An 18736-nucleotide genomic window follows, 5' to 3' on the forward strand; every position below is an offset into this window, starting at 1 on the left:
GATGTTATGCTGCCCGACCATTTAAAAGGTTTGCAATTAAGGCCATCTCGTCTGGTAACAGTGGAGGGTGTGGCAATCAATGTCTGGGACTTCGCCCCCCCAACAGATCCCGAAATTCTGGACAGCTGGGCACTGCATTTTCGCCGGCAATACTGTTCTGATACAGAGCTGCCGATGCTCATAGAAGGGACGGGAATGACAATGGAGCAGTATCTGAATGCCTTCGTTTTCCCCAACGAAACAAAGGCACCAGGCCCCTCTATCCGCTCTGGTGATTTCGCTGAGTTTCTCATTTCCGATTATTTAGAGTTCATGCTCAACCTCTGGGTCCCCAGGGGCAAATATGCGGATAAAGCCAGCAATAATGAGTCGGTTAAAGGGGTGGATATTCTGGGTTTTCATCAGATGAACATCTCCTTAGCCGATCCGCAGGATGCCCTTTACGCGTTTGAGGTTAAGGCATCACTCTCTGGGGGGAAGTATAGCGGTCAGCTCCAGAGTGCGGTAAACGATGGCTCCAAAGATGAGGATCTGAGGCAAGGTTTCACATTAAACGCCACGAAACGCAGGCTTATCCATGAAGGGAAAAACCTCGAAGCCAGCAGGATTACCCGATTCCAGAATCCCACCGATAACCCCTATTTATATCAATCAGGTGCGGTTGCCGTGCTTTGTGATACTGCGTTCAACGAAGAAGAAACTGGCAAATACTCTGGCCGCTGGGCACTCGAATCGCGCGGCGCTCTGCCTGATGGTTGTGCGTTCTGACCTGCAGATGACGCTGGTTCATGAACTCTATACGAGGGCATGCAAATGAGAGCTGGATTCAACAGCAGACGCCTGTTTGGGATCACGCGTTCAAAAGGAAAGATGTACGAATTCGGACTGGAGGAATCTCAGCATATCAAGTTGCCTGAAGGCACTAATCCCCTTCAACTGTTAGTCATGACTATCGGGACGCTGGGTGACGTAACAGCCAATCTTGCTGAGTTGACGCATCCATTAACTCCCCTGCCCCCAGAGCAGCAAGAAGATCTGAATTTTTGTGCCAACTTCTTCGACGCACTCTTGGACTCTAGATTCGCGCAAGGGTTTGAAAGAACAACGCTGCTTTTAGCCTCTGCAGCTTATTACGTGGCTCGTCGTCCGGGCAGCAGTCTGGTTCTTGCACGTCGCATTGAGCCCGGGGATGAAGGAAACAAGGTTGAACTTTTCCTACAGTGGCTGCTGAAGGCGGACTGGAGCAACTACTGGTCACTGAACGACGAACGTTTTGGAAAAATTTTATCATCAGCTTCACGCTCTCTTGTCATGCATTTTGCTGAAGGTTCCCGACTCGCAGAAATTGAGCAGTCATTAAAGCACCTTCGGGAGGTGGCTTATAAGGTTGGCACTCCTGAGGAGGTCCTCTATGCCGATATTGCCTCGTCAGTTTGCCGCATGCGACTCGCCGCATCGGCGTGGGCAACACTTCCACTTTATTCCAATTTATCAGTCGAGTCTTGGCGACCAGTTATCCAGAGAGCGCGTTTCCCTAAAGAGCTCTGGCCCTCTCAACTGCTTTTAGGAACTAGGGGGATCTTCAGTGGTGCCTCAGGCCTAGTTCAAATGCCTACCAGCGCGGGAAAAACGAGATCGATTGAGATCGTCCTACGAAGCGCCTTTATGTCAGGACGCACAAAACTCGCTGTGGTAGTCGCGCCCTTCCGGGCACTTTGCCACGAGATAGCTTTATCGCTGCGGCAGGACATGGCGGGCAACGACATTAAAGTCAATGAATTGACAGATGCGTTGCAGATTGATTTCGCTGAGCAGATTGCAGAACTGCTGGGGAGTGCACCGCCCGCAACATCGTATGTATTGGTTCTGACGCCTGAAAAGTTCCTCTACGTACTGCGTCAGTCACCCCAGATACTTAGGCATATAGGACTTGTCGTCTACGACGAGGGACACCAGTTTGATACCGGCCAGCGAGGCATTACGTATGAACTGCTGTTGACTGAAATTAAGGGTTTACTGCCAGACACGGCTCAGACCCTGCTGATCTCAGCAGTTATGAACAATCCGCAGGCTATTGCCAACTGGTTGATGGAGGCAAAGGCACAGGTTATTGACGGCGCAACGCTGTTGACCACGAGCCGGTCTGTGGCTTTTGCCAGCTGGGCAGAGTCACTCGGGCAATTAATGTTCCATGAAAATGGCTATAAAAGAGAGGACTACTTCGTCCCGAGAATTATCAAAGCGTCAAAGCTCGCGGGAATAAAATCGGCTGACTCATCATTTCCTACGCGCAGGAAATCAAGCGACGTATCGCTGTATCTGGGTCTGCGCGTTGTCAGTAACGGTGCCGTTGCCATATTTTGCGGCACAAAGCTGACGGCAAATGGAATAGCGAAACGGGCGGTGCAGATAGCCAAAGCGGGATACAATACCGTCTGGCCAGCAGCCTACGCCGATCCTGAAGAGGTTCAGGCTTTAAAAACCATCATTGAGGGTAACTTTGGCCGTGACGCCCTTTCCACAGAGGCTGCGGCCCTTGGCATTTACACACACCACAGCAATACGCCACAAGGGATTCGACTAGCGCTTGAGCATGGGATGCAGAATGGCCTCATTAATTTTATTGCCTGTACATCCACCCTTGCTCAGGGCGTCAATCTCCCCATTCGTTATCTCATTGTCCAGAGTGTCCATCAGGGAGCCGGACGTGTCAAAGTTCGTGACTTCCAGAATCTGATCGGTCGTGCTGGTCGCGCCGGAATGCACACCGAGGGCATCGTTTCTCTTCGCAGACTCTACCGTGTGGGATAACCGGAGGAACCGGCTGGAATCATGGAAATTCCGAAGTGCCGTTCAGCTGCTGTCACCCGATGAGGCGGAAGGAGTAACCAGCTCCTTGCTCATGCTGTTAGAGCCCTTCACGCTTTCCCAATACCAGGTGTGGAAATTCTCTCCAGAAGAACTGCTGAACCTGATGGATGATGAACCAGGTTGGGAGCGCTGGGCGCGAGACCTGGCGGAGCACGTATTCCCTCTTAGCACGGAGAAAAAGGAGGCGCTGATTAAAACACTGCAGCAGGAGCTGGGTGAGCGGAAAAAGATGACTCATACCCTTGAAAGCTATCTGATGGCAAACTGCGCCACCGCCGATGCGGACGCCTTCGAACGGAGGGCCGGTGAACTTGCGCGTGAAACACTGGCGTACTCGCTGGCTTCTGACAGCGCATCCGATATTCTGGAAGAGTATTTCAGGCTAGTGGCACGACGCATCAACTCTGTCGAAAATTCACCGGTAAAACAGGCATTTTTCGGTAAGACATTACTGGGTGTAAAGCAGGCCAAGCGTATTGAAGCATGGGCCGAGGAAAACAGAGCCGCCCTGTTAGCCCTGGATTCCAGTGAAGGTTGGCTCAATGCCGTCTGGCCATTGCTGACGGAACTCTGCGACAGCCGTTTCTTCCGTAAGGTCGAGCCTGCCGACGCGGGCTTCCACCTCGCGCTTTTCTGGATGAGAGGAGCAAACTATGGAGATATATTCAGGAAGGCAGCGCAGATGCAGGTTAAAAAGAGGTCAGCAAAGCGCCTGCAGAAGGTAAGTGACGACGATATACTTCAGTTTCTTGAGAGCACGCTGGCCTTTGATTGTGCGCTCATTCTAGCAGCTCTCGCGCAATTCCTTTTTACGCCGGAGGAGATCGTCAGCGAACTGGGTGCCGCCCTTGCTGGTTTCCAGAAGAGCCTGAAAAATGGCCTTCCGGACGCGCTGTCTCTCAACTTGTATGACGCAGGATTTGCGGATCGCCATATTGCACAAACTATTCGCGATGCTCTTCTTCAGGATGGGTTTAGCGGCAATTCGTATGTGGAAGCCCGGAAGAGCCATTTGGCCGCTATTGAGCAAGTTGTCAGCGCTGCCCCAGCCTATTTTAGTTATGTGCTGAATACGGACTAACTCCGGTGGAATGGACCACTTACCGGCTGCCAAAAGCCATTTATTGGTTAGAGTCACCTTGTTATTCCACTTGTTGAACCAAGACTACCTGCACATTTATGTGCTGCCCGAGACCAATACTGTATCGCTAAAAATAAGTTGTAATAACCACAGGAACCAGCCCGATGAAGAAATTCAGCAACAAGAGACCTAGTACAACACTGGGGCGAGATACTGAGGCGTTGATTAGCAATGGTCTGGACTTTTTGAACAAGGCTCGCGAGGAGTTGCAGGCAGGTCAGGCTAAATTCTCGATTGTCAGTTTCTGGACGGCAGTAGAAATTCTGATAAAAGTACCACTGGTGCATGAGCACTGGAGTCTGGTGTGTTCAGGCAAAAAAATGGAGCGTCGAAAATATTTGGCTGGCGATTTCCAGTCAGTCACTTACGATGAGGCATGTGCACGACTGAGTGACGTGCTTGAGATGCCACTGGATAAAATCACGGCCGACCTATTTCATAAAGTCAAAAATCATCGCAACCGCGTGGTGCATTTTTATCATACTGAACTTACTGAAGGTGATCAGCAGCGGGTACTGACCGAGCAGGCAGACGCATGGTTTGCGCTTAACAAACTGATGCGCGATAACTGGTCCCCCCTATTGGGACAACAACTGATTCAGAAGATCGCTGAAGATGAATCTAGGATGCTACGCAGCAATGAGTTCTATGCCGGGGCCAAATTTCGGCATGAGTCTGTACAGGAACAGCTCAGAGCTGAAACAGAGGCTGGAGAGTCAATCAGGACCTGCGCTGTTTGCGGTTATGCTGCGGCACTAAAGCAAATGCTGGTTTCAGAAATTGACCTATACGACGAAACCTGTCTCGTGTGCGATGCGCAAACCATTTGTTTAGACGCTGAATGCTCAGGCTGTGGAAAAGCTACTCGTTTAGAGACGGGTGATAGCGATTTTAAATGTAACAGCTGCGGATATCAGTCCAGTCGTTACGATGCCATTAGTCAGGTGCCGGTTAATGCACGGGATGAAGCCGATGCTGCAGGATGTTCTTTCTGCTTACGCCCAAACTCCGTTTGCCAGTACTATGATGAATATATCTGTACCGGCTGTTTTAATTCGCATGAGCTCCTGGAGAAATGTGGCTACTGTTCTCACTGGAGCGCTGATATTCCATCGGATAGCGTGAGGGTGGGATGTACCTTCTGTAATAGTCTCAGGGAAAAAAGAGCTCAACGCACCAGCGAATAAGACATAAATAAAGTCTGGCTCGCCTCCGAAGTAGAACAAATTCCAAACGCCATGAACATTGGTACAACGTTAGGCTCACTGAGCATGACGAAAACTGGTGACCTGCTCCCCGTTGATTCAAATTGAATGCTGTGAGCATTGTCCGTTCATTGCTCAAAGCGGGCTTTCACTTTAGGCAGTTGCCTTCTTCATCACACTGAGTCAGACCCGAAAAATCCCCACCCTATCCTCCCCGGAAACCCTCAGGTATTTCATAGGGCGCCTCAGGTATCGCGTTAACATCTCGTCATGGCGCCTTATTCCGCTGACATTGTCGATCTTCAATCAGCCGCTAAGCCATTTTCATGTCCTACTGCGTCTGTCTGCACAGCTTCCCTTTAGATCGCCAGAATGCGCAAATTCAGCAATCTGGGCGGGCTCTATTCCGGTGGCCTTTGTCGGAACGAAATAAGCTGGCATCAACAATCGTGTCGTGCGCATGCTAATGAAGAGTAGCAGGTCCTGATACTCCTCTGGAGCCGCTTCCGATTTTTCAGCGAGACTGATAATTGCCAGCAGCATCTGGCGGGTCTGCTCAAAGAGCGAGGGCGCCGGGATGAGCTGTGTCACTTTGGCCATGAGGAGCTCCTTTTCGACTTGATTAGCGCCTTCAAGTGCGCCACGTGATCCAGAGCTTTCTTGTTGCTGGTCGGCACGTAAAGCTTCTCCAGTTGCACACGCGGTGCCGGGATTTGCTCACCAGACCGGATGCGCGCGGCCATTTTACGCAGCTCGCCGCGACACTGGATTCTCAACTCAGATTCGCTTAGCCCCTGCGCCAGCATCATGCTGTACAGGCCGGTTACCATCCAGAAGCAGGCGTTGCTCCTCCACGGATAAGCTTCGGGTGATTTGTACAGCCCGCGGCGGGCGCAGTATTTCATCACCATGTCGTAAAGCTCGTCTTCGTCCGGCAGGCCCGCTGCGCTGTATTCGCCCTTTCGGCACCACTGGATAAACTCACCCGGTGAGGGCCAGAACGGCGAACCGCTGGCGCGAGCGCATTTCATCCCCGCCGACAGCTGCTGCTTAGAAGTGATACCGTTCTCCACGAAAGCCGCAATCCACTGCCGTTTCGCCGCCGCTTCGTCACGCGGGTCTTTCAAGGCCGTACTGACCGAAGCAGGGAACAGCTGCCTGAGGTTGCTGAACAGAATATCCACCAGCTGTTCAACGGCTTTGTGCACGCCCCGCTCTGCTGATCGAGATGCGCATCCGGCAACGTATGGACGCGCGTTCGAATACCGGTTGTTTGTGGCTGAGAAGAAATTGTTCACAGGAAATTATTCTCCCATTCGCTGAGATCGTTCCAGTGTGGCTGGCTTGCGCCGTCAGCCGGTAGCTGACCACGCCAAGCAGCCTGTTTGTTCTGGTAACTGAGCTTCTGGCTAGCCGTTATGAACCAGTTTTTGGGTCGTTCATGTGAAAACTCGATGTCGAGTTTCTGCAGCTCGTAAATCAGATCGACGCTCGAGTAGAGCTTCTGCCACGATGCAAAGTCTGCGTGGTTCAGCTTCACCACCCTGCCTTCGAAAGCGTAACGAGATAATCCCGTTTTCGTCACGCACGTCGCGTCAGCGGCGGGTGTTATGTTTTTAGATTCTATGACTGGTTCTAATGACTGATTCTGTGACCCGTTTTTGGGTACATTCAAACACCCGTTTTTGGGTGCATTCAAAGACCCGTTTTCGGGTATATTCCCGTTTTCGGGAATATTACCGTTTTTGGGTTCATTACCTCTGACTGAATTATTCCGTTTTTGGGTAAATTCAAAATCGAGATTTAGCTGCAGAACCCGGACCCGTTTTGTGGAACCTTTACGCTCACCAGTGTCTGTGATCAGGCCTTCGCTGATCATTTGATTGATCCATTTTCCGATCGTTTTCTTGTCGAGGCCTGTGTCGTTAACCAGCCTCATCGTGCTTGGATAACAGCGGTGAAATTCGTCGGCCCGGTCAGCCAGGGAAAGGAGAAGAAGTTTTTGTGAAGCCTTAAGGTTAAGGCTCCAGACCCATTCTGTTGCTGCACGGCTCATTTACTCTGCTCCTCCAAAGTAATCGAATTCTGCCAGGACATCCAAGTAACTGAGCTCGAGGTTACGGAACACGCCGTCATTGGTGTGCTCATTGGCAGCACTCCAGAAAAGCAGTAGTGACGTGACCGTAACGCAGCACGTTACATTACGCATTAATAGTGCGGAACGTTGCCCGCCGACAGACACGTCAAAACAGGCGCTTCCATCCGCCGGTTTCTCCAGCAGCGCAGCGATTTCATTCACTTTAGGATGCGACTTTAGTGAGGTACGCATCTTGATCCAATTGTCTGACATAACGACATCTCTTCGGGCCAATAATAACTAGACCAATACTGATGCTAGAGGCATTATTGATATGAATGGATGGCAGAATCTGTGCGGGGTGCAGGAGGAAATACATCATCTAACTCTACTTGAGCACCAAACTCTTTCAATGCACTAACCAACATCCTGCACATCTCCAAATCAGGCTTTCGGCGCTTATTTTCATAATGCCCAATGGCGCCCTGACTGCACCCAACTTTTTGGGCAAGAAGGGCTTGCGACACATTGATAGTTTTTCTGATTTTCCTGAGGTGACACATTGAGAATCTCCTACAGTAAGAAGAGAGATCGTATAATACAAATCGTACTTATGCTGAGCAAGAGGATAATACATTTTGTGTGTTGTGACTATTAATACGCTTCGTAATAATCTGCGTATGAACTTTACATGGAATCAACTGGCGAAAGCCAGGATGAAGCAGATAGGCCTGACTCAAGAAAGGCTGGCCGAGGCTCTGGGTAAAACCCAAGGCGCGATTGGCCATTGGCTAAATGGACGCCGCGAGCCAAGTATTGAAGATATAGCTGCGATGATGAAAGTCTTGGGACTAAAGGAACTGGTTCTTAGCTCCAATGGGATGGTGATTTTCCCAGATGAATCTCTTATAAACGTATCAGATCGTTCCCCTCTCGGGGAGGTAAAGAGCTTTCCTGTTATAAGCTGGGTAAGCGCAGGTAATTGGTCGGAAGCTTGCGAACCTTATAGCTTAGATGAAGTTCAGGAGTGGACACAAACCACAGCTAAAGCAAGTCCAAATAGCTTTTGGCTAACCGTCAAAGGCGATTCAATGACTGCCACAACAGGGTTGAGCATACCTGAAGGGATGAAGATACTAGTAGATCCTGCCGTAGAAGTAACAAATGGAAGGTTGGTCGTTGCTAAACTTGATTCTGAAAATGAAGCTACCTTCAAAAAGTATGTCGTTGATGCTGGACAGCAGTATCTTAAACCTCTCAATCCCAGCTATCACATGATTCCCATTGATGATAAGTGCCGAATCATAGGTGTGGTTATCGAAGCAAAACTCGAGGGATTATGACCTCTGGGGTGGATGTGCCTCATACAACAACCGCACCGTATCTTCGCTAAGCTTTACCTTCTACATCTCCTTTGTCGCATCCGATTCTCCACCTGAAACCAATACGTTTAGTACTCTCGCTCATTTTTAGCACGATTTGTATTGACCTAAGTTAATACAATTTGTATTTTTACCTTGAGTATGACGATTTGCAAGGCAATCAAGCTCTTTAACAACGAGCGGGAAGCTCTACGGCAGGTGCCGAGAACGCACCGAACCTCAGGTTACTGAGTGCATGGTTGCGACTGTGCAGCCAGTAACTTAGCGGAGGATGTATGGCAATTATCAGCTATGGCAAATCTGTTAAACCTGTGGTGAAGGACAACGCCAGAACACGCCGGCATATTCGCCGCATGGTTGAGGCGATTGAATGCCGCAAGATTGAAGAGATTCTGGCTGCAGAGCTGGGATGGGGACCACCAGCACGGACTACTGAACTCAGCCGGGCAGAAAACCATTGCAGGCGAGTAGTAAGCGATCGCGTAAGTATGGCTGTGGAGACGGAAACGGAGTACCACAAGCAAATTCGGGCGGCCGCTGCGAAGTACGTTGAACACCGAATGAAGAGTAAATACCTGAAGGTCGCTAACGAAGCCGGACGTCAGATTCGAGCAATACAGAAGCCGCGCCGAAGAAGCATACCACTGGTTTAACCTCTTTCACTCCAGCACCTGCGTTGGTAAGCAAGGCAAGGAATTTTTTTCTTCATCCTGAAAGGGGAACAGAAATCGGCGATCCACTTTTCCTGATCCGGGATACCAGGCGTAAGCGCTATGCACAGTCCAGACCAATGAGATGCAAATTGCCATACTGCTTTTAGCCAATTAGACCGTTTTCTACAGACAATCATCAGTTAAATGATGTTTAATTCCTGCTTCGGTGGGGCTGCCTTTAGAGGTCCTGACTGGTTTATCAAAAGGATGTAGATAAATGAGCATAGTGTTTATTCCCCCTCTCATTACATTGCTGCTGAGCAAAGAAAATGAGAAAGGAAGCCCTCTCACTATAGAAGAAGTGAATTGTATTCGAGATAACGCCACCGCTATCCAGGTAGATGGCGATACGGCACTGGCCATAGCTGAAAGCCGGGGATATCGTGATATTAACCCTGAGGATTGCTGGAACGAATGGGCTGCGTTCAGAAGAGAGCACTGAAGTTTTACCTGAATGTCAGTGACGTTTTTACTGGGAACGCATACGGTTTACATGAAGAATGAGAATTAGCCTGTGAAATGGATTTTTTTGTCGGGAATATTATTTTCAGTGGTTGCTGTAGCTGACGATCGCTCTTTCGAGCCACCTGAAGTCAGATGCTTAAACGATCACACCATTCCATTGATCAAGACAACTATACCCGTAAAAAAACTGGTCGATGATGCCTGGGTTCAATGTAAGCCAGAACTTGATGAATGGATGAAAATGCAGGAATCATTACCTGAAGAAATGAAGCAAAACATGCGCAGGCAGTTATATGACTTCTATATCAGGATGATTGAAAAAAGAAGGCAGTTCGAAGCCAGACAACCCGCATAAACCGCCCACCGAGGCGGTTTTTTTACGTCTAAATCCGGAGAACACCATGAATAAAAACAACCCCTCACAAGTCCTGACTCAAAAAGAAATGCAGCGTCTCGCCCTTGTTCATGTGCAGGCGTATGTGGGTGCCTGCCACTGTCAGAGCCGCAGCGATGTGCTTCTGGCACTGGAGAACTGGCAGAACGTGGGCGATGAGGTCGCTGATTTCATCAGAACCACACGCATCGTCGTCGTCAATGAATATGGCGCCCATGAGTTTTGAGACGTCGTTGCGTTAATCCCGCCCGACAGGGCATTCATCTGACCCGGAGGTCACCATGCAAAATCGTGAAGTGGCAAAAACAGTCATCGAGACCCTTTTCGATGTGGCTGAAAAACTGTACGCATCACTGGACATGACTGATGCCTGCTTACAGGAAGGAAAAATCAGCAAAGAAGAGGCCGACGCTTATCGTACGGCCCTGATGAACCTACTGGAAGAGATGGAGCATGCCATCGTCAGCCCGATTTTCGGCATTCATCCTGACCTGCGCCCAACCTGCTGCTGTTGCACCGAATCTGAACAGGATGAGGCAGGCCTGCAACCGTGAAGCTTTCAATGAAGGTCCTTAACCCAACCGCCCGATGTGGCGGTTTTTTTATGCCTGAAGGAGGCCCGGTATGGTTATTCAAATCCATGATGGCCGGTACACCTTTACCGCCAGCGTATTAAACCGAAGCCGGCAGTTTGTCAGCTTCAAAGAAGGCATTACCTGGGTGTTTGTGCAGAAGCTCGCCGCTGCCTGCGCCGCTGAGATGAGGCAGCCGTGATGCCCAAGCCTCATGCACCCGACAGGATAACCCGGCGCGCACAACAGCAGATCAGACAGTGGCGCGCAGGGCACATTCACGCCAGACGAACCTACCGTGACGGGTACCTGACACTGCGCGTTACCCCGCACTGGCGCCTGCTTTCACGAGACAACGGTCGGCACTGGGAGCTGCTCAGCCATGCCGACTACAACAACCAGATTTAATCCCCCAGCCTGACAGAGGAACATTTCCCATGATGCAGTCACACATCAGGGGCGATGCCGCTTTTGCTCGCCCGTTTAACGCCATCCGCGATATCGAGTTCGCACCGGAAAACATCGTCACCGGCGCCAGCTTTTCATCCCAGCCGCCGCCGGCTCTTCCACCCCAGCCACCGCTGCCGCTGTTACAGATAGCCTTTGACCATGTTGTTGAGATTTTGCTTCAGGAGGGTCAGCCATGATCTGTTTTCCCCGCACAGAACGATGCCAGGAGCAGCGGGACACTGAGGCTGCAGAGGATGAAATGGAGGCGCTAAGGGAGGAGCTTGCGTCGTTTTTCCCCAAAAAGCTCCATCAGTTTGCCTCCCCTTACCTGCCGTCAGGCATTGTCTGCACGCTTTACAGCAAAGACGCTGAGTATGCCTACGCCCGGCTGGTGGACAGCCTGATTAATGCTGAGTTGAACGCCATCCGCCATCTGAAAGCCATGAAGTGGATGCCCTGACATGCTACCTGCTCACGCCGGCCGAAGCGCTCAGGGCCGGCTTGAGTGATACAGAAAGGAGAAGAAAATGAAGTTCCCTGTTTACCGCCAGCGCGTCAGTCCGTATTCCCTTATTGCTTCTGATGCGGCGCTGGTTGAAAGAGAAGGTAATTACGCGCTTGCCGCAAAAATGTGGAAGAAAGCGGCCGGTTGCGCCTGCCGGGCAGTCAATCAGAACTGGGCAGAAAAACGTGCCGGTTTCTGTCAGACAATGGATGAACGGTTACCGGCGGTTGCTTCAGGACACAACGAGGTTTCTCGTGCAAAAGAAGACGACAATGGACGGCATCCCTGACGCAGGTAACCCCCAGTCATCCTGGATGACGACGCCACGTTACCGGTTTTGCCGGCCGCGCCAGGCATCTTCACCCGGGTGACCGGCAGCCTTAAGTCATTTCCCTCTCCCTGCGCGACGACTGACTGCTGGCCAGAAACAGACGCTCTCTGACGTCAGCCTCGCCATGCGTACGTCCCTGCGCAGGGATCTGATTTCATCTGCACGGAACTCTCCATGAATAACCATTCTGACCACACCAGAAAGCGCCCGGTATTACGGGCGCTTGTCTGGCTTTTTACTCTCTCTGCGATCGCCGGGGCCGGACTGACAGCAGGCTCGCTTGCCCTGTCTGCCCTCGTGATCAGTGTGGCTTATCTTGCCGGTATTCCCGGATAACGCATTTTCAGGAGACACCATGAAAATCATCTTTCAGCAGGGCAATAAACAGGCCTCTCTGATCCTGACGGCCTCTCTGTTCCACTTCCCGCGCCTGGTCCGGGTGGCCAGTGCTGCACTCAACGTTGTGCCCGGTGCAGTGGCGGAAACGACGGGGATGTTCCGTCTGCGCACGACGATTACGGGCCCGGCCTCCTTCATGAACGAGGCGCTGGCGGCAGCCCTTTCTGGGCTGTACCTCTCTTCACGATATACCGCATCCCGCTGAAGAAGACAGTCAACGCCAGGCTCAGTCAGCAGCTGAAAGTGTTTTCGGCTGCTCCTGGAAAAGACCATAAGCGGCTCAACCACAGGAGAAAGAATATGGAACTACGTGATGACACACTGGTGGATCTGAAGTTTATTATGGCGGATACTGGTTTTCGCAAAACCTTTATTTATGACCGCATCAAAGATGGCACCCTTTGCAGGCCTTATAAAATCAGCGGGCGTTCGCGCTGGAAGTACAGCGATTACGTCACTTTCAGAAATCGCTTAACAGGTCACCATTCTGGGTAAAATTCCGGGTAAAAAATTTATATTATTGGGAAAAATATCCCGATATTTAGCTACTTGCGCTGTTTGTTCAAAGTCTGCAGGGGAATGCCGCTCCATTGCAGAAAGGCGTCGTCCTGAACGCCGCGCCCTGTCACGACCTCGTCAAGCAGCGCGCACTGCGCATAGAGAATATGCTGGCAGCTGTCCTCATCCAGCTGCGCCACCTTCAGGGCGGTCTGTACGCGCACGATATCATTGACGCAGCGGTTCCACAGCGGGCGGCCTTCTCCCTCTTTAAACTGCAGGCCGTTACGCAGTCGAATGGCCTTTAACCATGTTTTTTGCAGCAACGCATCGATATTGACCGGTGCGACGGCTTCGTTTTTGCTTTCACACATAATTCAAACACTGCCACTCACGGTTGAGAATATTTTTTGAAAAAACATTCTGGTTGATTTAAACCAGAACGGCGTTATTACGGGCTGGATAATAAGCCGATGCCCTTGCGCTATCCGCGCGAATGCGTTGCGCTTTTTGATCTTTTTCCCGATAAGCCGGCATGGAAATTCATCTCCCGTTGGACTTTATTCGGGTAGAAATAGTTGTTCATCAGATAATCCATTTAAACGCCGGGTGGAATATCGCGGCGTTTCACTACAGGCGATAGTAGACCATAGTGCCTTATTTGATCAATCAATCAGATTTTAGGAGTGAAAAAATAAAAATCATCGTCTTTTGGCGATGCTTGTTAATAAAATCAGATCTGGCTATGCTGCGCTTAACACGTCTCTCTGACTGGCTGTCAGCGTTATAATGGCAGCTTATTTTGAATGAGAAAAAAAGCGCGGAGGAAACGCATAGGGATAATTAAATGTTGACAGGAATCAATGCGGCTAATTACCAGCGGGAAATGCAGAAATATATCTACGCGGCGCGAATATTACCTTATCAAAATAATTAACAAAGTAAATTAAACAGCAGGTAAATAATACCGCTGCGTCTCGCGTAATGCGCGCGACGCCTTTACGCCCCGCGTGCCCGGCGGTAAGCCGAAGGCGACACGCCATGGATCTGCCTGAAACGGTTGCTGAAATGACTGGGCGAATGAAACCCGCAGCTAAAAGCGATGGTCGTCAGCGAAAGCGAGGCGTCCGCCAGCATCTGTTGCGCACGCTGCATGCGACGCCGCATCACATACTGGTGTGGCGCTTCACCCATCGAATGGCGAAACATGCGCGCGAAGTGAAACTCGCTTAGCGACGCTTCGTGGCTCAGCTGCGCCAGCGTCAGCGGCCGATCGAGATGCGCGTCGATAAAGGCCAGCAGTCGACGCAGCACCGCAGGCGCCAGGCCGCCTCGTACCTGAGGCGCGCGCCAGCGCACCTCGCTGTAGCGCTGCAGCAGATGGGTCAGCAGCAGGGTCGAGGCGCTGCTCAGCATCAGCTGATTGGCGGGCTGCTGCCAGTCGCAGCTGAGCAGAAAATGGCGATAGAGCTGGGTAATGCGATCGTCGCTGGCGAAGACTTTTTCGTGCAGCTGAAGATGCGCCGGGCTGCGATCCCACGTCTCTTCCGCCAGCTGGCGCAGATGCGCTTCGGAGCAGTAGAGATGGACGAACGAGAGATCGGAACGCAGATCCCAGGTGGACTCGACGCCGGCGGGCATCAGGCAGAAGCGATCCGGGCCGCCGCCGTTGCGCCAGCCATACGGGGTTTTGTGCCAGGTATCGTAGCCGTCGGCGATATAGAGGCTAAGAGTGTGATGATTGCTGAGATTGGTCACCCGATCGCCGCTGTTGAACCAGTGCGCCAGCTGCGTGCCGTCGCTAAGCCGGGCGTGGTGACGCAGCTGGGCTTTATGACGTTGCAGCATATCAAAAGTCTGGTAAGTCGGGGCGTTCACGGGCGTTCTCCTGCTAACAGGCTTCCAGTGTATGAAGAGCCGACTAAAGAGAACAGTCTTATCCGACGCGACGGATAAAAAAGCGCAAGAATTTGCAAGTGCGCCGCAAACCCTTGCAAGCCGCTCGCCGCTTTCCCGGTAATACTGCGGCCTGAACTTAAGGAGGCGCGCAATGAATATCGGTTTATACCTTTCCGTGGTGCTGATCTGGGGCACCACCTGGATCGCCATTTACGCCCAGCAGGCGGCCAGCGGCGGCAGCGTCGGCGCGGCGGTGTTCTGGCGGTTTATCGTGGCGTCGCTGGTGATGCTGGCGGTGCTTAAAGCGATTAAGCGTTTGCGCGCGCTGACGGCGCGCGATCATCTTTTTTGCCTGCTTCAGGGCTGCTGCGTGTTTGGCTTTAATTTTCTCTGCTTTTACCACGCCGCTGCATGGATCAACAGCGGGCTGGAGTCGGTGATCTTTTCGATGGCGGTGCTCTATAACGCGCTTAACGGCTGGATCTTCTTCCGGCAGCGCCCCTCCCTGCGGCTGCTGCCGGCCGCCGTACTCGGCGCTGGCGGAATGGTGGCCCTTTTCTGGCGCGATCTGCACGGCAGCGAAGCCTCTGCCCAGCTGTTATGGGGGATCGGGCTGAGCGCGCTGGGCACGCTGGGATTTTCGCTGGGCAATATGATCAGCCTGCGCCATCAGCGCCTGCAGCGCGATGTGCTGACGACCAACAGCTATGCGATGCTCTACGGCGCGCTGGCGATGGCGCTGGTTACGCTGTTGCAGGGTGAATCGTTACAACCCGTCTGGAACCGGCAATGGCTGGGCGCGGTGGCGTATCTGGCGATTTTCGGCTCGGTGATTGGCTTCGGCGCCTACTTCACGCTGGTCGGCCGCATAGGCGCCAGCCAGGCTGCCTACAGTACGCTGCTGTTTCCGCTGGTGGCATTAGGACTGTCGACGCTTTATGAAGGCTATCACTGGCATGCGGAAGGCTTGATGGGATTAACTATGATTCTGGCGGGTAATCTGGCGATGTTTGCGCGCCTGCCGGTATGGCGCAGGCGCGTTCCCGGCTAAAGCAAAGAGCGGGCTTTCGCCCGCCCTGCTGAGCGTCATGCCCGGCGCTGCACAGGGGTAAGCTGATGAGGTCGGTTAATCGCCTTGCGCGCTATCCAGTAGAGCAGCACGCGCTCATCGTCATTATCCTGGTCGGCCATGGAGAGCAGTTTCAACGCCAGTGTGGATTTAGTCACAGGCTGCTGCTCATCGCTGAGTTCAATCACTGCCTGACCGATGATGCAGCGGACTTCGTCCTCACAACTAAGGGATTCATATGCTCGGTCTTTCATATTTCCTCCTGTAAAGTGAGCTTTAAGCCTGGCAAATATTCTGCGTTTTTGCTGGAAAAACCGGCCGGGAGACACATCTGGTTACCTCAGCTAACCAATCATTATCAGGTTGCCGAATTGTTCATACTTTAGCGAAGCGGATTCGCTGCCGTTCATACCCTGACAGCGGCATTTCATGACGCGTTTCATCCCGTTCATGCCTTTTCTCGTCGCGCGCGCGTAGCCTCGTTTTAATCTGGCGTTAGTGTCCAGATCCCCGGACGGGAGAGAAAAATTATGAATCAGACGATGTCATCATCCTATCAACGCACCCGCTGGCTTACCCTGGTCGGCACGGTTATCACCCAGTTCGCGCTGGGTTCGGTCTATACCTGGAGCCTGTTCAACGGGCAGCTGGCGTCAAAACTCGACGCGACGGTAAGCCAGGTCGCCTTCTCATTCGGGCTGCTGAGCCTTGGTCTGGCGATAGCCTCGTCGCTGGCGGGCAAGCTGCAGGAGCGATTCGGCGTACGGCGCGTCGCTATCGGCGCGGGTCTGCTGATGGCGGTCGGCTTCTGGCTGACAGCCCATGCCAGCAATCTGATGATGCTCTATCTCAGCGCAGGCGTGATGGTCGGTCTGGCGGACGGCGCGGGTTATCTGATGACCCTGTCGAACTGCGTGAAGTGGTTCCCCGAACGCAAAGGCGTGATCTCCGCCTGCGCCATCGGCGCATACGGCCTGGGCAGCCTGGGCTTTAAATTTATCTGCGGCGCGCTGCTGGCCGCGGTTGGCCTGGAGCAGACCTTTATTATCTGGGGCCTGGCGGCGATGGGCATGATTATTCTCGGCGCGCTGCTGATGCGCGACGCGCCGGTTCAGCGCGCAAAGGATCAAAGCGTACAGCAGGCGCGCGACTATACGCTGGCGCAAGCGGTGCGTCTGCCGCAGTACTGGATGCTGGCGCTGATGTTTTTGACCGCCTGCATGAGCGGTCTCTATGTAATCGGCGTGGCGAAAGATATCGGTGAAGGTCTGGTGCATCTCGGCGCGCAAACCGCGGCCAATGCGGTGACGGTCATCGCCATCGCCAACCTGAGCGGTCGTCTGGTGCTCGGCGTGCTCTCCGATAAGATGGCGCGTATCCGGGTGATCTCACTGGCGCAGATCATTTCGCTGACGGGCATGAGTATTCTGCTGTTTACCCGCATGAATGAGACCACCTTTTTTGTTTCGCTCGCCTGCGTCGCCTTTAGCTTCGGCGGCACCATTACCGTCTTCCCGTCGCTGGTCAGCGATTTCTTCGGCCTCAATAACCTGACGAAAAACTACGGTCTGCTTTATCTGGGCTTCGGCATCGGCAGCGTGCTTGGCTCGCTGATCGCGTCTCTGTTCGGCGGCTTTACCGTTACCTTTAGCCTGATTATGACGCTGCTGGTGATGTCGCTGCTGCTGTCGCTGATGATTCGCCTGCCTCAGCGCGAGCCGCTGGCAGAGCAGATGCTGCAGCGTAGTTGAGCAGCAGCGCGGGGGTCATGGCGCGGCGAAAACCGCTGGCATGATCCCCGCGCCTTTACGCGCGAAGTGATGACCTGCGCGTTATGCCGGAAACAGCGGCTCCGCCATCCCCGCGACCTCCACCTCGACTGCCAGAATATCCCCTGACTGCGGATAGCGCGCCAGCTCCTCTTCGGTGCGGTTCTCGCGCGAGCTGGTGATATAGAGCGTTTTCAGATCGGGGCCGCCAAAAGCGACCATGGTCGGCCAGCGCACCGGCAGCGCAATCTCATCAACAATTTGCGCGCTGACGGGATCGATACGCACGATGCGTCCGCCGTCGAACTGCGCCGACCAGTAAAAGCCTTCGCTGTCGACCGCCGCGCCGTCCGGCAAGCCGCCTGCGGCGTCAAACTGGCGGAAGATTTCCCGTGCGCCCGGCTCGCCGTCCGCATCGAGCGGATAACGATAGAGCACTTCATTCGGCGTATCGCTGTGGTACATCCAGCGGCGATCGGGCGAAAAGGCGACGCCGTTGGAGATCTTGATGTCGCGCGCTTTCACCTCCAGCTCCAGCGACGGCGTTACGCGGCACAGCAGCGCGCCGTTCTTATCCTGCGGCTCCCACAGGCTGCCGCACCAGAAATTGCCCCAGGGATCGACGCGCCCGTCGTTAAAGCGGCTTTTCGCCGACTCGCCCGGGTTATCGGCAATTTTACGCTGCGGTCTGCCCTGCTCATCCAGCAGCCAGACGCCGCTGCGCAGCGCCGCAATCAACCCGCCCTGCTCGCGCAGGCCGATACAGCCGACCTCTTCCTGCTGCGGAAAGCTCTCCAGCGCGCCGCTGCGCGGGTCGAAGCGGTGAATGGCGGGCGCCAGGATATCTACGCACCACAGCACCTGTTCGCGCGCCGACCAGGTGGGGCACTCGGCCAGCTCCGCCTGTAACGCCAGGACATTTTTTACTTCAGGCTTCATCATCGCTCCTTTTTATTTTGCCTTAGCATACTTTAGCCGTTATTCGCTGCTGCGGGT

The 18736-nt window shown here is 53.0% G+C and carries 28 protein-coding genes and 1 pseudogene; 20 read left to right on the forward strand and 9 right to left on the reverse strand.

Translation table 11 applies throughout. The features are described 5' to 3' along the window. The first annotated feature begins 6 nt into the window (after positions 1–6). The 4 genes from AC6I7Z_RS13955 to AC6I7Z_RS13970 all read left to right on the forward strand — a co-directional run bounded on the left by AC6I7Z_RS13955 (position 7) and on the right by AC6I7Z_RS13970 (position 5199). Positions 7–768: a Hachiman antiphage defense system protein HamA gene (locus tag AC6I7Z_RS13955; protein WP_497814658.1), complete on the forward strand. Its 762-nt coding sequence runs from the start codon at positions 7–9 to the stop codon at positions 766–768. A gap of 45 nt (positions 769–813) precedes the next feature. Continuing rightward, positions 814–2811 (forward strand): DEAD/DEAH box helicase, encoded by a 1998-nt coding sequence (locus tag AC6I7Z_RS13960; protein WP_497814659.1) that lies wholly within the window; start codon positions 814–816, stop codon positions 2809–2811. A gap of 85 nt (positions 2812–2896) precedes the next feature. Beyond that, positions 2897–3952, forward strand: a complete 1056-nt coding sequence (locus tag AC6I7Z_RS13965) for a hypothetical protein (RefSeq protein WP_497814660.1) — start codon at positions 2897–2899, stop codon at positions 3950–3952. A gap of 164 nt (positions 3953–4116) precedes the next feature. After that, positions 4117–5199, forward strand: a complete 1083-nt coding sequence (locus AC6I7Z_RS13970; protein WP_497814661.1) for a hsdR — start codon at positions 4117–4119, stop codon at positions 5197–5199. 342 nt (positions 5200–5541) lie between these two features. Here AC6I7Z_RS13970 and AC6I7Z_RS13975 read toward each other — a convergent pair whose 3' ends face one another. From AC6I7Z_RS13975 to AC6I7Z_RS13995, 5 genes are all read right to left on the reverse strand, one after another. Beyond that, entirely contained in the window at positions 5542–5817 is a 276-nt protein-coding gene (locus tag AC6I7Z_RS13975) for a hypothetical protein (protein ID WP_497814662.1), read from the reverse strand. Beyond that, positions 5805–6425, reverse strand: coding sequence for a replication protein P (locus AC6I7Z_RS13980; RefSeq protein WP_497814663.1), 621 nt, complete (start codon positions 6423–6425; stop codon positions 5805–5807). The genes AC6I7Z_RS13975 and AC6I7Z_RS13980 overlap by 13 nt, the downstream gene beginning before the upstream one ends. Positions 6426–6511: 86 nt before the next feature. Continuing rightward, entirely contained in the window at positions 6512–7273 is a 762-nt protein-coding gene (locus tag AC6I7Z_RS13985; RefSeq protein ID WP_497814664.1) for a helix-turn-helix domain-containing protein, read from the reverse strand. Then, positions 7274–7567, reverse strand: coding sequence for a hypothetical protein (locus AC6I7Z_RS13990; RefSeq protein WP_497814665.1), 294 nt, complete (start codon positions 7565–7567; stop codon positions 7274–7276). It lies immediately after the preceding gene. Positions 7568–7620: 53 nt separating this feature from the next. Beyond that, on the reverse strand, positions 7621–7857 hold the full coding sequence (locus AC6I7Z_RS13995; RefSeq protein WP_497814666.1) for a helix-turn-helix transcriptional regulator: 237 nt from the start codon (positions 7855–7857) through the stop codon (positions 7621–7623). A gap of 117 nt (positions 7858–7974) precedes the next feature. Between AC6I7Z_RS13995 and AC6I7Z_RS14000 the strand changes: the two genes are divergently transcribed. The 14 genes from AC6I7Z_RS14000 (at position 7975) to AC6I7Z_RS14065 (ending at position 13000) form a co-directional block, all read left to right on the forward strand. Continuing rightward, positions 7975–8637, forward strand: coding sequence for a LexA family protein (locus tag AC6I7Z_RS14000; RefSeq protein ID WP_497814667.1), 663 nt, complete (start codon positions 7975–7977; stop codon positions 8635–8637). Positions 8638–8951: 314 nt separating this feature from the next. Continuing rightward, positions 8952–9329 (forward strand): hypothetical protein, encoded by a 378-nt coding sequence (locus AC6I7Z_RS14005; protein ID WP_497814668.1) that lies wholly within the window; start codon positions 8952–8954, stop codon positions 9327–9329. 277 nt (positions 9330–9606) lie between these two features. Next, complete coding sequence (locus AC6I7Z_RS14010) at positions 9607–9831, forward strand: hypothetical protein (RefSeq protein WP_497814669.1); 225 nt, start codon at positions 9607–9609, stop codon at positions 9829–9831. Positions 9832–9903: 72 nt separating this feature from the next. Continuing rightward, positions 9904–10209, forward strand: coding sequence for a hypothetical protein (locus AC6I7Z_RS14015; protein WP_497814670.1), 306 nt, complete (start codon positions 9904–9906; stop codon positions 10207–10209). A gap of 46 nt (positions 10210–10255) precedes the next feature. Then, positions 10256–10474: a hypothetical protein gene (locus tag AC6I7Z_RS14020; RefSeq protein WP_497814671.1), complete on the forward strand. Its 219-nt coding sequence runs from the start codon at positions 10256–10258 to the stop codon at positions 10472–10474. Between the two features lie 55 nt (positions 10475–10529). Further along, positions 10530–10802: a hypothetical protein gene (locus AC6I7Z_RS14025; RefSeq protein ID WP_497814672.1), complete on the forward strand. Its 273-nt coding sequence runs from the start codon at positions 10530–10532 to the stop codon at positions 10800–10802. A 70-nt stretch (positions 10803–10872) separates the two neighbouring features. Next, a complete protein-coding gene (locus AC6I7Z_RS14030; RefSeq protein ID WP_497814673.1) occupies positions 10873–11022 on the forward strand; it encodes a hypothetical protein in 150 nt (49 codons plus the stop codon). Then, on the forward strand, positions 11022–11228 hold the full coding sequence (locus AC6I7Z_RS14035; RefSeq protein WP_497814674.1) for a ParE family toxin-like protein: 207 nt from the start codon (positions 11022–11024) through the stop codon (positions 11226–11228). Before AC6I7Z_RS14030 ends, AC6I7Z_RS14035 begins: the two co-directional genes overlap by 1 nt. Positions 11229–11257: 29 nt before the next feature. Continuing rightward, entirely contained in the window at positions 11258–11467 is a 210-nt protein-coding gene (locus AC6I7Z_RS14040) for a hypothetical protein (RefSeq protein ID WP_051905644.1), read from the forward strand. Then, entirely contained in the window at positions 11464–11730 is a 267-nt protein-coding gene (locus AC6I7Z_RS14045; protein ID WP_497814675.1) for a hypothetical protein, read from the forward strand. The genes AC6I7Z_RS14040 and AC6I7Z_RS14045 overlap by 4 nt, the downstream gene beginning before the upstream one ends. Before the next feature lie 67 nt (positions 11731–11797). Beyond that, positions 11798–12064 (forward strand): ANR family transcriptional regulator, encoded by a 267-nt coding sequence (locus AC6I7Z_RS14050; protein WP_497814676.1) that lies wholly within the window; start codon positions 11798–11800, stop codon positions 12062–12064. Between the two features lie 216 nt (positions 12065–12280). Then, positions 12281–12442 carry a hypothetical protein gene (locus tag AC6I7Z_RS14055; protein ID WP_497814677.1) on the forward strand — a complete coding sequence of 54 codons (162 nt, stop codon included), beginning with the start codon at positions 12281–12283 and terminating at the stop codon, positions 12440–12442. A 19-nt stretch (positions 12443–12461) separates the two neighbouring features. After that, positions 12462–12710 carry a hypothetical protein gene (locus tag AC6I7Z_RS14060; RefSeq protein WP_497814678.1) on the forward strand — a complete coding sequence of 83 codons (249 nt, stop codon included), beginning with the start codon at positions 12462–12464 and terminating at the stop codon, positions 12708–12710. 95 nt (positions 12711–12805) lie between these two features. Then, positions 12806–13000, forward strand: coding sequence for a helix-turn-helix transcriptional regulator (locus AC6I7Z_RS14065; protein ID WP_497814679.1), 195 nt, complete (start codon positions 12806–12808; stop codon positions 12998–13000). 74 nt (positions 13001–13074) lie between these two features. Here the strand turns inward: AC6I7Z_RS14065 and AC6I7Z_RS14070 are convergent. Both AC6I7Z_RS14070 and AC6I7Z_RS14075 read right to left on the reverse strand, forming a co-directional pair. Next, positions 13075–13377 (reverse strand): annotated as a pseudogene (locus tag AC6I7Z_RS14070) (DotU family type IV/VI secretion system protein); the annotation flags it as partial. A 625-nt stretch (positions 13378–14002) separates the two neighbouring features. Continuing rightward, positions 14003–14851: a helix-turn-helix domain-containing protein gene (locus AC6I7Z_RS14075; RefSeq protein ID WP_497815452.1), complete on the reverse strand. Its 849-nt coding sequence runs from the start codon at positions 14849–14851 to the stop codon at positions 14003–14005. Between the two features lie 202 nt (positions 14852–15053). Between AC6I7Z_RS14075 and AC6I7Z_RS14080 the strand changes: the two genes are divergently transcribed. Then, positions 15054–15953 (forward strand): DMT family transporter, encoded by a 900-nt coding sequence (locus tag AC6I7Z_RS14080; protein ID WP_497814680.1) that lies wholly within the window; start codon positions 15054–15056, stop codon positions 15951–15953. A gap of 35 nt (positions 15954–15988) precedes the next feature. Here the strand turns inward: AC6I7Z_RS14080 and AC6I7Z_RS14085 are convergent, their stop codons facing one another. Beyond that, the gene (locus tag AC6I7Z_RS14085) at positions 15989–16225 is read right to left on the reverse strand and encodes a hypothetical protein (RefSeq protein ID WP_084882889.1); all 237 of its coding nucleotides are present in this window, start codon (positions 16223–16225) and stop codon (positions 15989–15991) included. Between the two features lie 276 nt (positions 16226–16501). Between AC6I7Z_RS14085 and AC6I7Z_RS14090 the strand changes: the two genes are divergently transcribed. Continuing rightward, positions 16502–17722, forward strand: a complete 1221-nt coding sequence (locus AC6I7Z_RS14090) for an L-lactate MFS transporter (protein ID WP_497814681.1) — start codon at positions 16502–16504, stop codon at positions 17720–17722. Positions 17723–17803: 81 nt separating this feature from the next. Here AC6I7Z_RS14090 and AC6I7Z_RS14095 read toward each other — a convergent pair whose 3' ends face one another. Further along, positions 17804–18679: an SMP-30/gluconolactonase/LRE family protein gene (locus tag AC6I7Z_RS14095; protein WP_497814682.1), complete on the reverse strand. Its 876-nt coding sequence runs from the start codon at positions 18677–18679 to the stop codon at positions 17804–17806. Positions 18680–18736 lie beyond the last annotated feature (57 nt).

The sequence above is a fragment of the Pantoea sp. X-Soil-MYKO-1289 genome, from assembly GCF_059730625.1.

What these genes read in the sequence shown, in the direction of transcription:
- AC6I7Z_RS13960 (WP_497814659.1), top strand. Translation starts at nt 814, where the DNA reads ATGAGAGCTGGATTCAACAGCAGACGCCTGTTTGGGATCACGCGTTCA.
- AC6I7Z_RS14040 (WP_051905644.1), top strand. Translation starts at nt 11,258, where the DNA reads ATGATGCAGTCACACATCAGGGGCGATGCCGCTTTTGCTCGCCCGTTT.
- AC6I7Z_RS14025 (WP_497814672.1), top strand. Translation starts at nt 10,530, where the DNA reads ATGCAAAATCGTGAAGTGGCAAAAACAGTCATCGAGACCCTTTTCGAT.
- AC6I7Z_RS14095 (WP_497814682.1), bottom strand. Translation starts at nt 18,679, where the DNA reads ATGAAGCCTGAAGTAAAAAATGTCCTGGCGTTACAGGCGGAGCTGGCC.
- AC6I7Z_RS14020 (WP_497814671.1), top strand. Translation starts at nt 10,256, where the DNA reads ATGAATAAAAACAACCCCTCACAAGTCCTGACTCAAAAAGAAATGCAG.
- AC6I7Z_RS13970 (WP_497814661.1), top strand. Translation starts at nt 4,117, where the DNA reads ATGAAGAAATTCAGCAACAAGAGACCTAGTACAACACTGGGGCGAGAT.
- AC6I7Z_RS13990 (WP_497814665.1), bottom strand. Translation starts at nt 7,567, where the DNA reads ATGTCAGACAATTGGATCAAGATGCGTACCTCACTAAAGTCGCATCCT.
- AC6I7Z_RS14075 (WP_497815452.1), bottom strand. Translation starts at nt 14,851, where the DNA reads ATGCTGCAACGTCATAAAGCCCAGCTGCGTCACCACGCCCGGCTTAGC.
- AC6I7Z_RS14080 (WP_497814680.1), top strand. Translation starts at nt 15,054, where the DNA reads ATGAATATCGGTTTATACCTTTCCGTGGTGCTGATCTGGGGCACCACC.
- AC6I7Z_RS14030 (WP_497814673.1), top strand. Translation starts at nt 10,873, where the DNA reads ATGGTTATTCAAATCCATGATGGCCGGTACACCTTTACCGCCAGCGTA.
- AC6I7Z_RS13975 (WP_497814662.1), bottom strand. Translation starts at nt 5,817, where the DNA reads ATGGCCAAAGTGACACAGCTCATCCCGGCGCCCTCGCTCTTTGAGCAG.
- AC6I7Z_RS14045 (WP_497814675.1), top strand. Translation starts at nt 11,464, where the DNA reads ATGATCTGTTTTCCCCGCACAGAACGATGCCAGGAGCAGCGGGACACT.
- AC6I7Z_RS13995 (WP_497814666.1), bottom strand. Translation starts at nt 7,857, where the DNA reads ATGTGTCACCTCAGGAAAATCAGAAAAACTATCAATGTGTCGCAAGCC.
- AC6I7Z_RS14005 (WP_497814668.1), top strand. Translation starts at nt 8,952, where the DNA reads ATGGCAATTATCAGCTATGGCAAATCTGTTAAACCTGTGGTGAAGGAC.
- AC6I7Z_RS14090 (WP_497814681.1), top strand. Translation starts at nt 16,502, where the DNA reads ATGAATCAGACGATGTCATCATCCTATCAACGCACCCGCTGGCTTACC.
- AC6I7Z_RS13955 (WP_497814658.1), top strand. Translation starts at nt 7, where the DNA reads ATGCTGCCCGACCATTTAAAAGGTTTGCAATTAAGGCCATCTCGTCTG.
- AC6I7Z_RS14060 (WP_497814678.1), top strand. Translation starts at nt 12,462, where the DNA reads ATGAAAATCATCTTTCAGCAGGGCAATAAACAGGCCTCTCTGATCCTG.
- AC6I7Z_RS14050 (WP_497814676.1), top strand. Translation starts at nt 11,798, where the DNA reads ATGAAGTTCCCTGTTTACCGCCAGCGCGTCAGTCCGTATTCCCTTATT.
- AC6I7Z_RS14055 (WP_497814677.1), top strand. Translation starts at nt 12,281, where the DNA reads ATGAATAACCATTCTGACCACACCAGAAAGCGCCCGGTATTACGGGCG.
- AC6I7Z_RS14000 (WP_497814667.1), top strand. Translation starts at nt 7,975, where the DNA reads ATGAACTTTACATGGAATCAACTGGCGAAAGCCAGGATGAAGCAGATA.
- AC6I7Z_RS13985 (WP_497814664.1), bottom strand. Translation starts at nt 7,273, where the DNA reads ATGAGCCGTGCAGCAACAGAATGGGTCTGGAGCCTTAACCTTAAGGCT.
- AC6I7Z_RS14010 (WP_497814669.1), top strand. Translation starts at nt 9,607, where the DNA reads ATGAGCATAGTGTTTATTCCCCCTCTCATTACATTGCTGCTGAGCAAA.
- AC6I7Z_RS14065 (WP_497814679.1), top strand. Translation starts at nt 12,806, where the DNA reads ATGGAACTACGTGATGACACACTGGTGGATCTGAAGTTTATTATGGCG.
- AC6I7Z_RS14035 (WP_497814674.1), top strand. Translation starts at nt 11,022, where the DNA reads ATGCCCAAGCCTCATGCACCCGACAGGATAACCCGGCGCGCACAACAG.
- AC6I7Z_RS14085 (WP_084882889.1), bottom strand. Translation starts at nt 16,225, where the DNA reads ATGAAAGACCGAGCATATGAATCCCTTAGTTGTGAGGACGAAGTCCGC.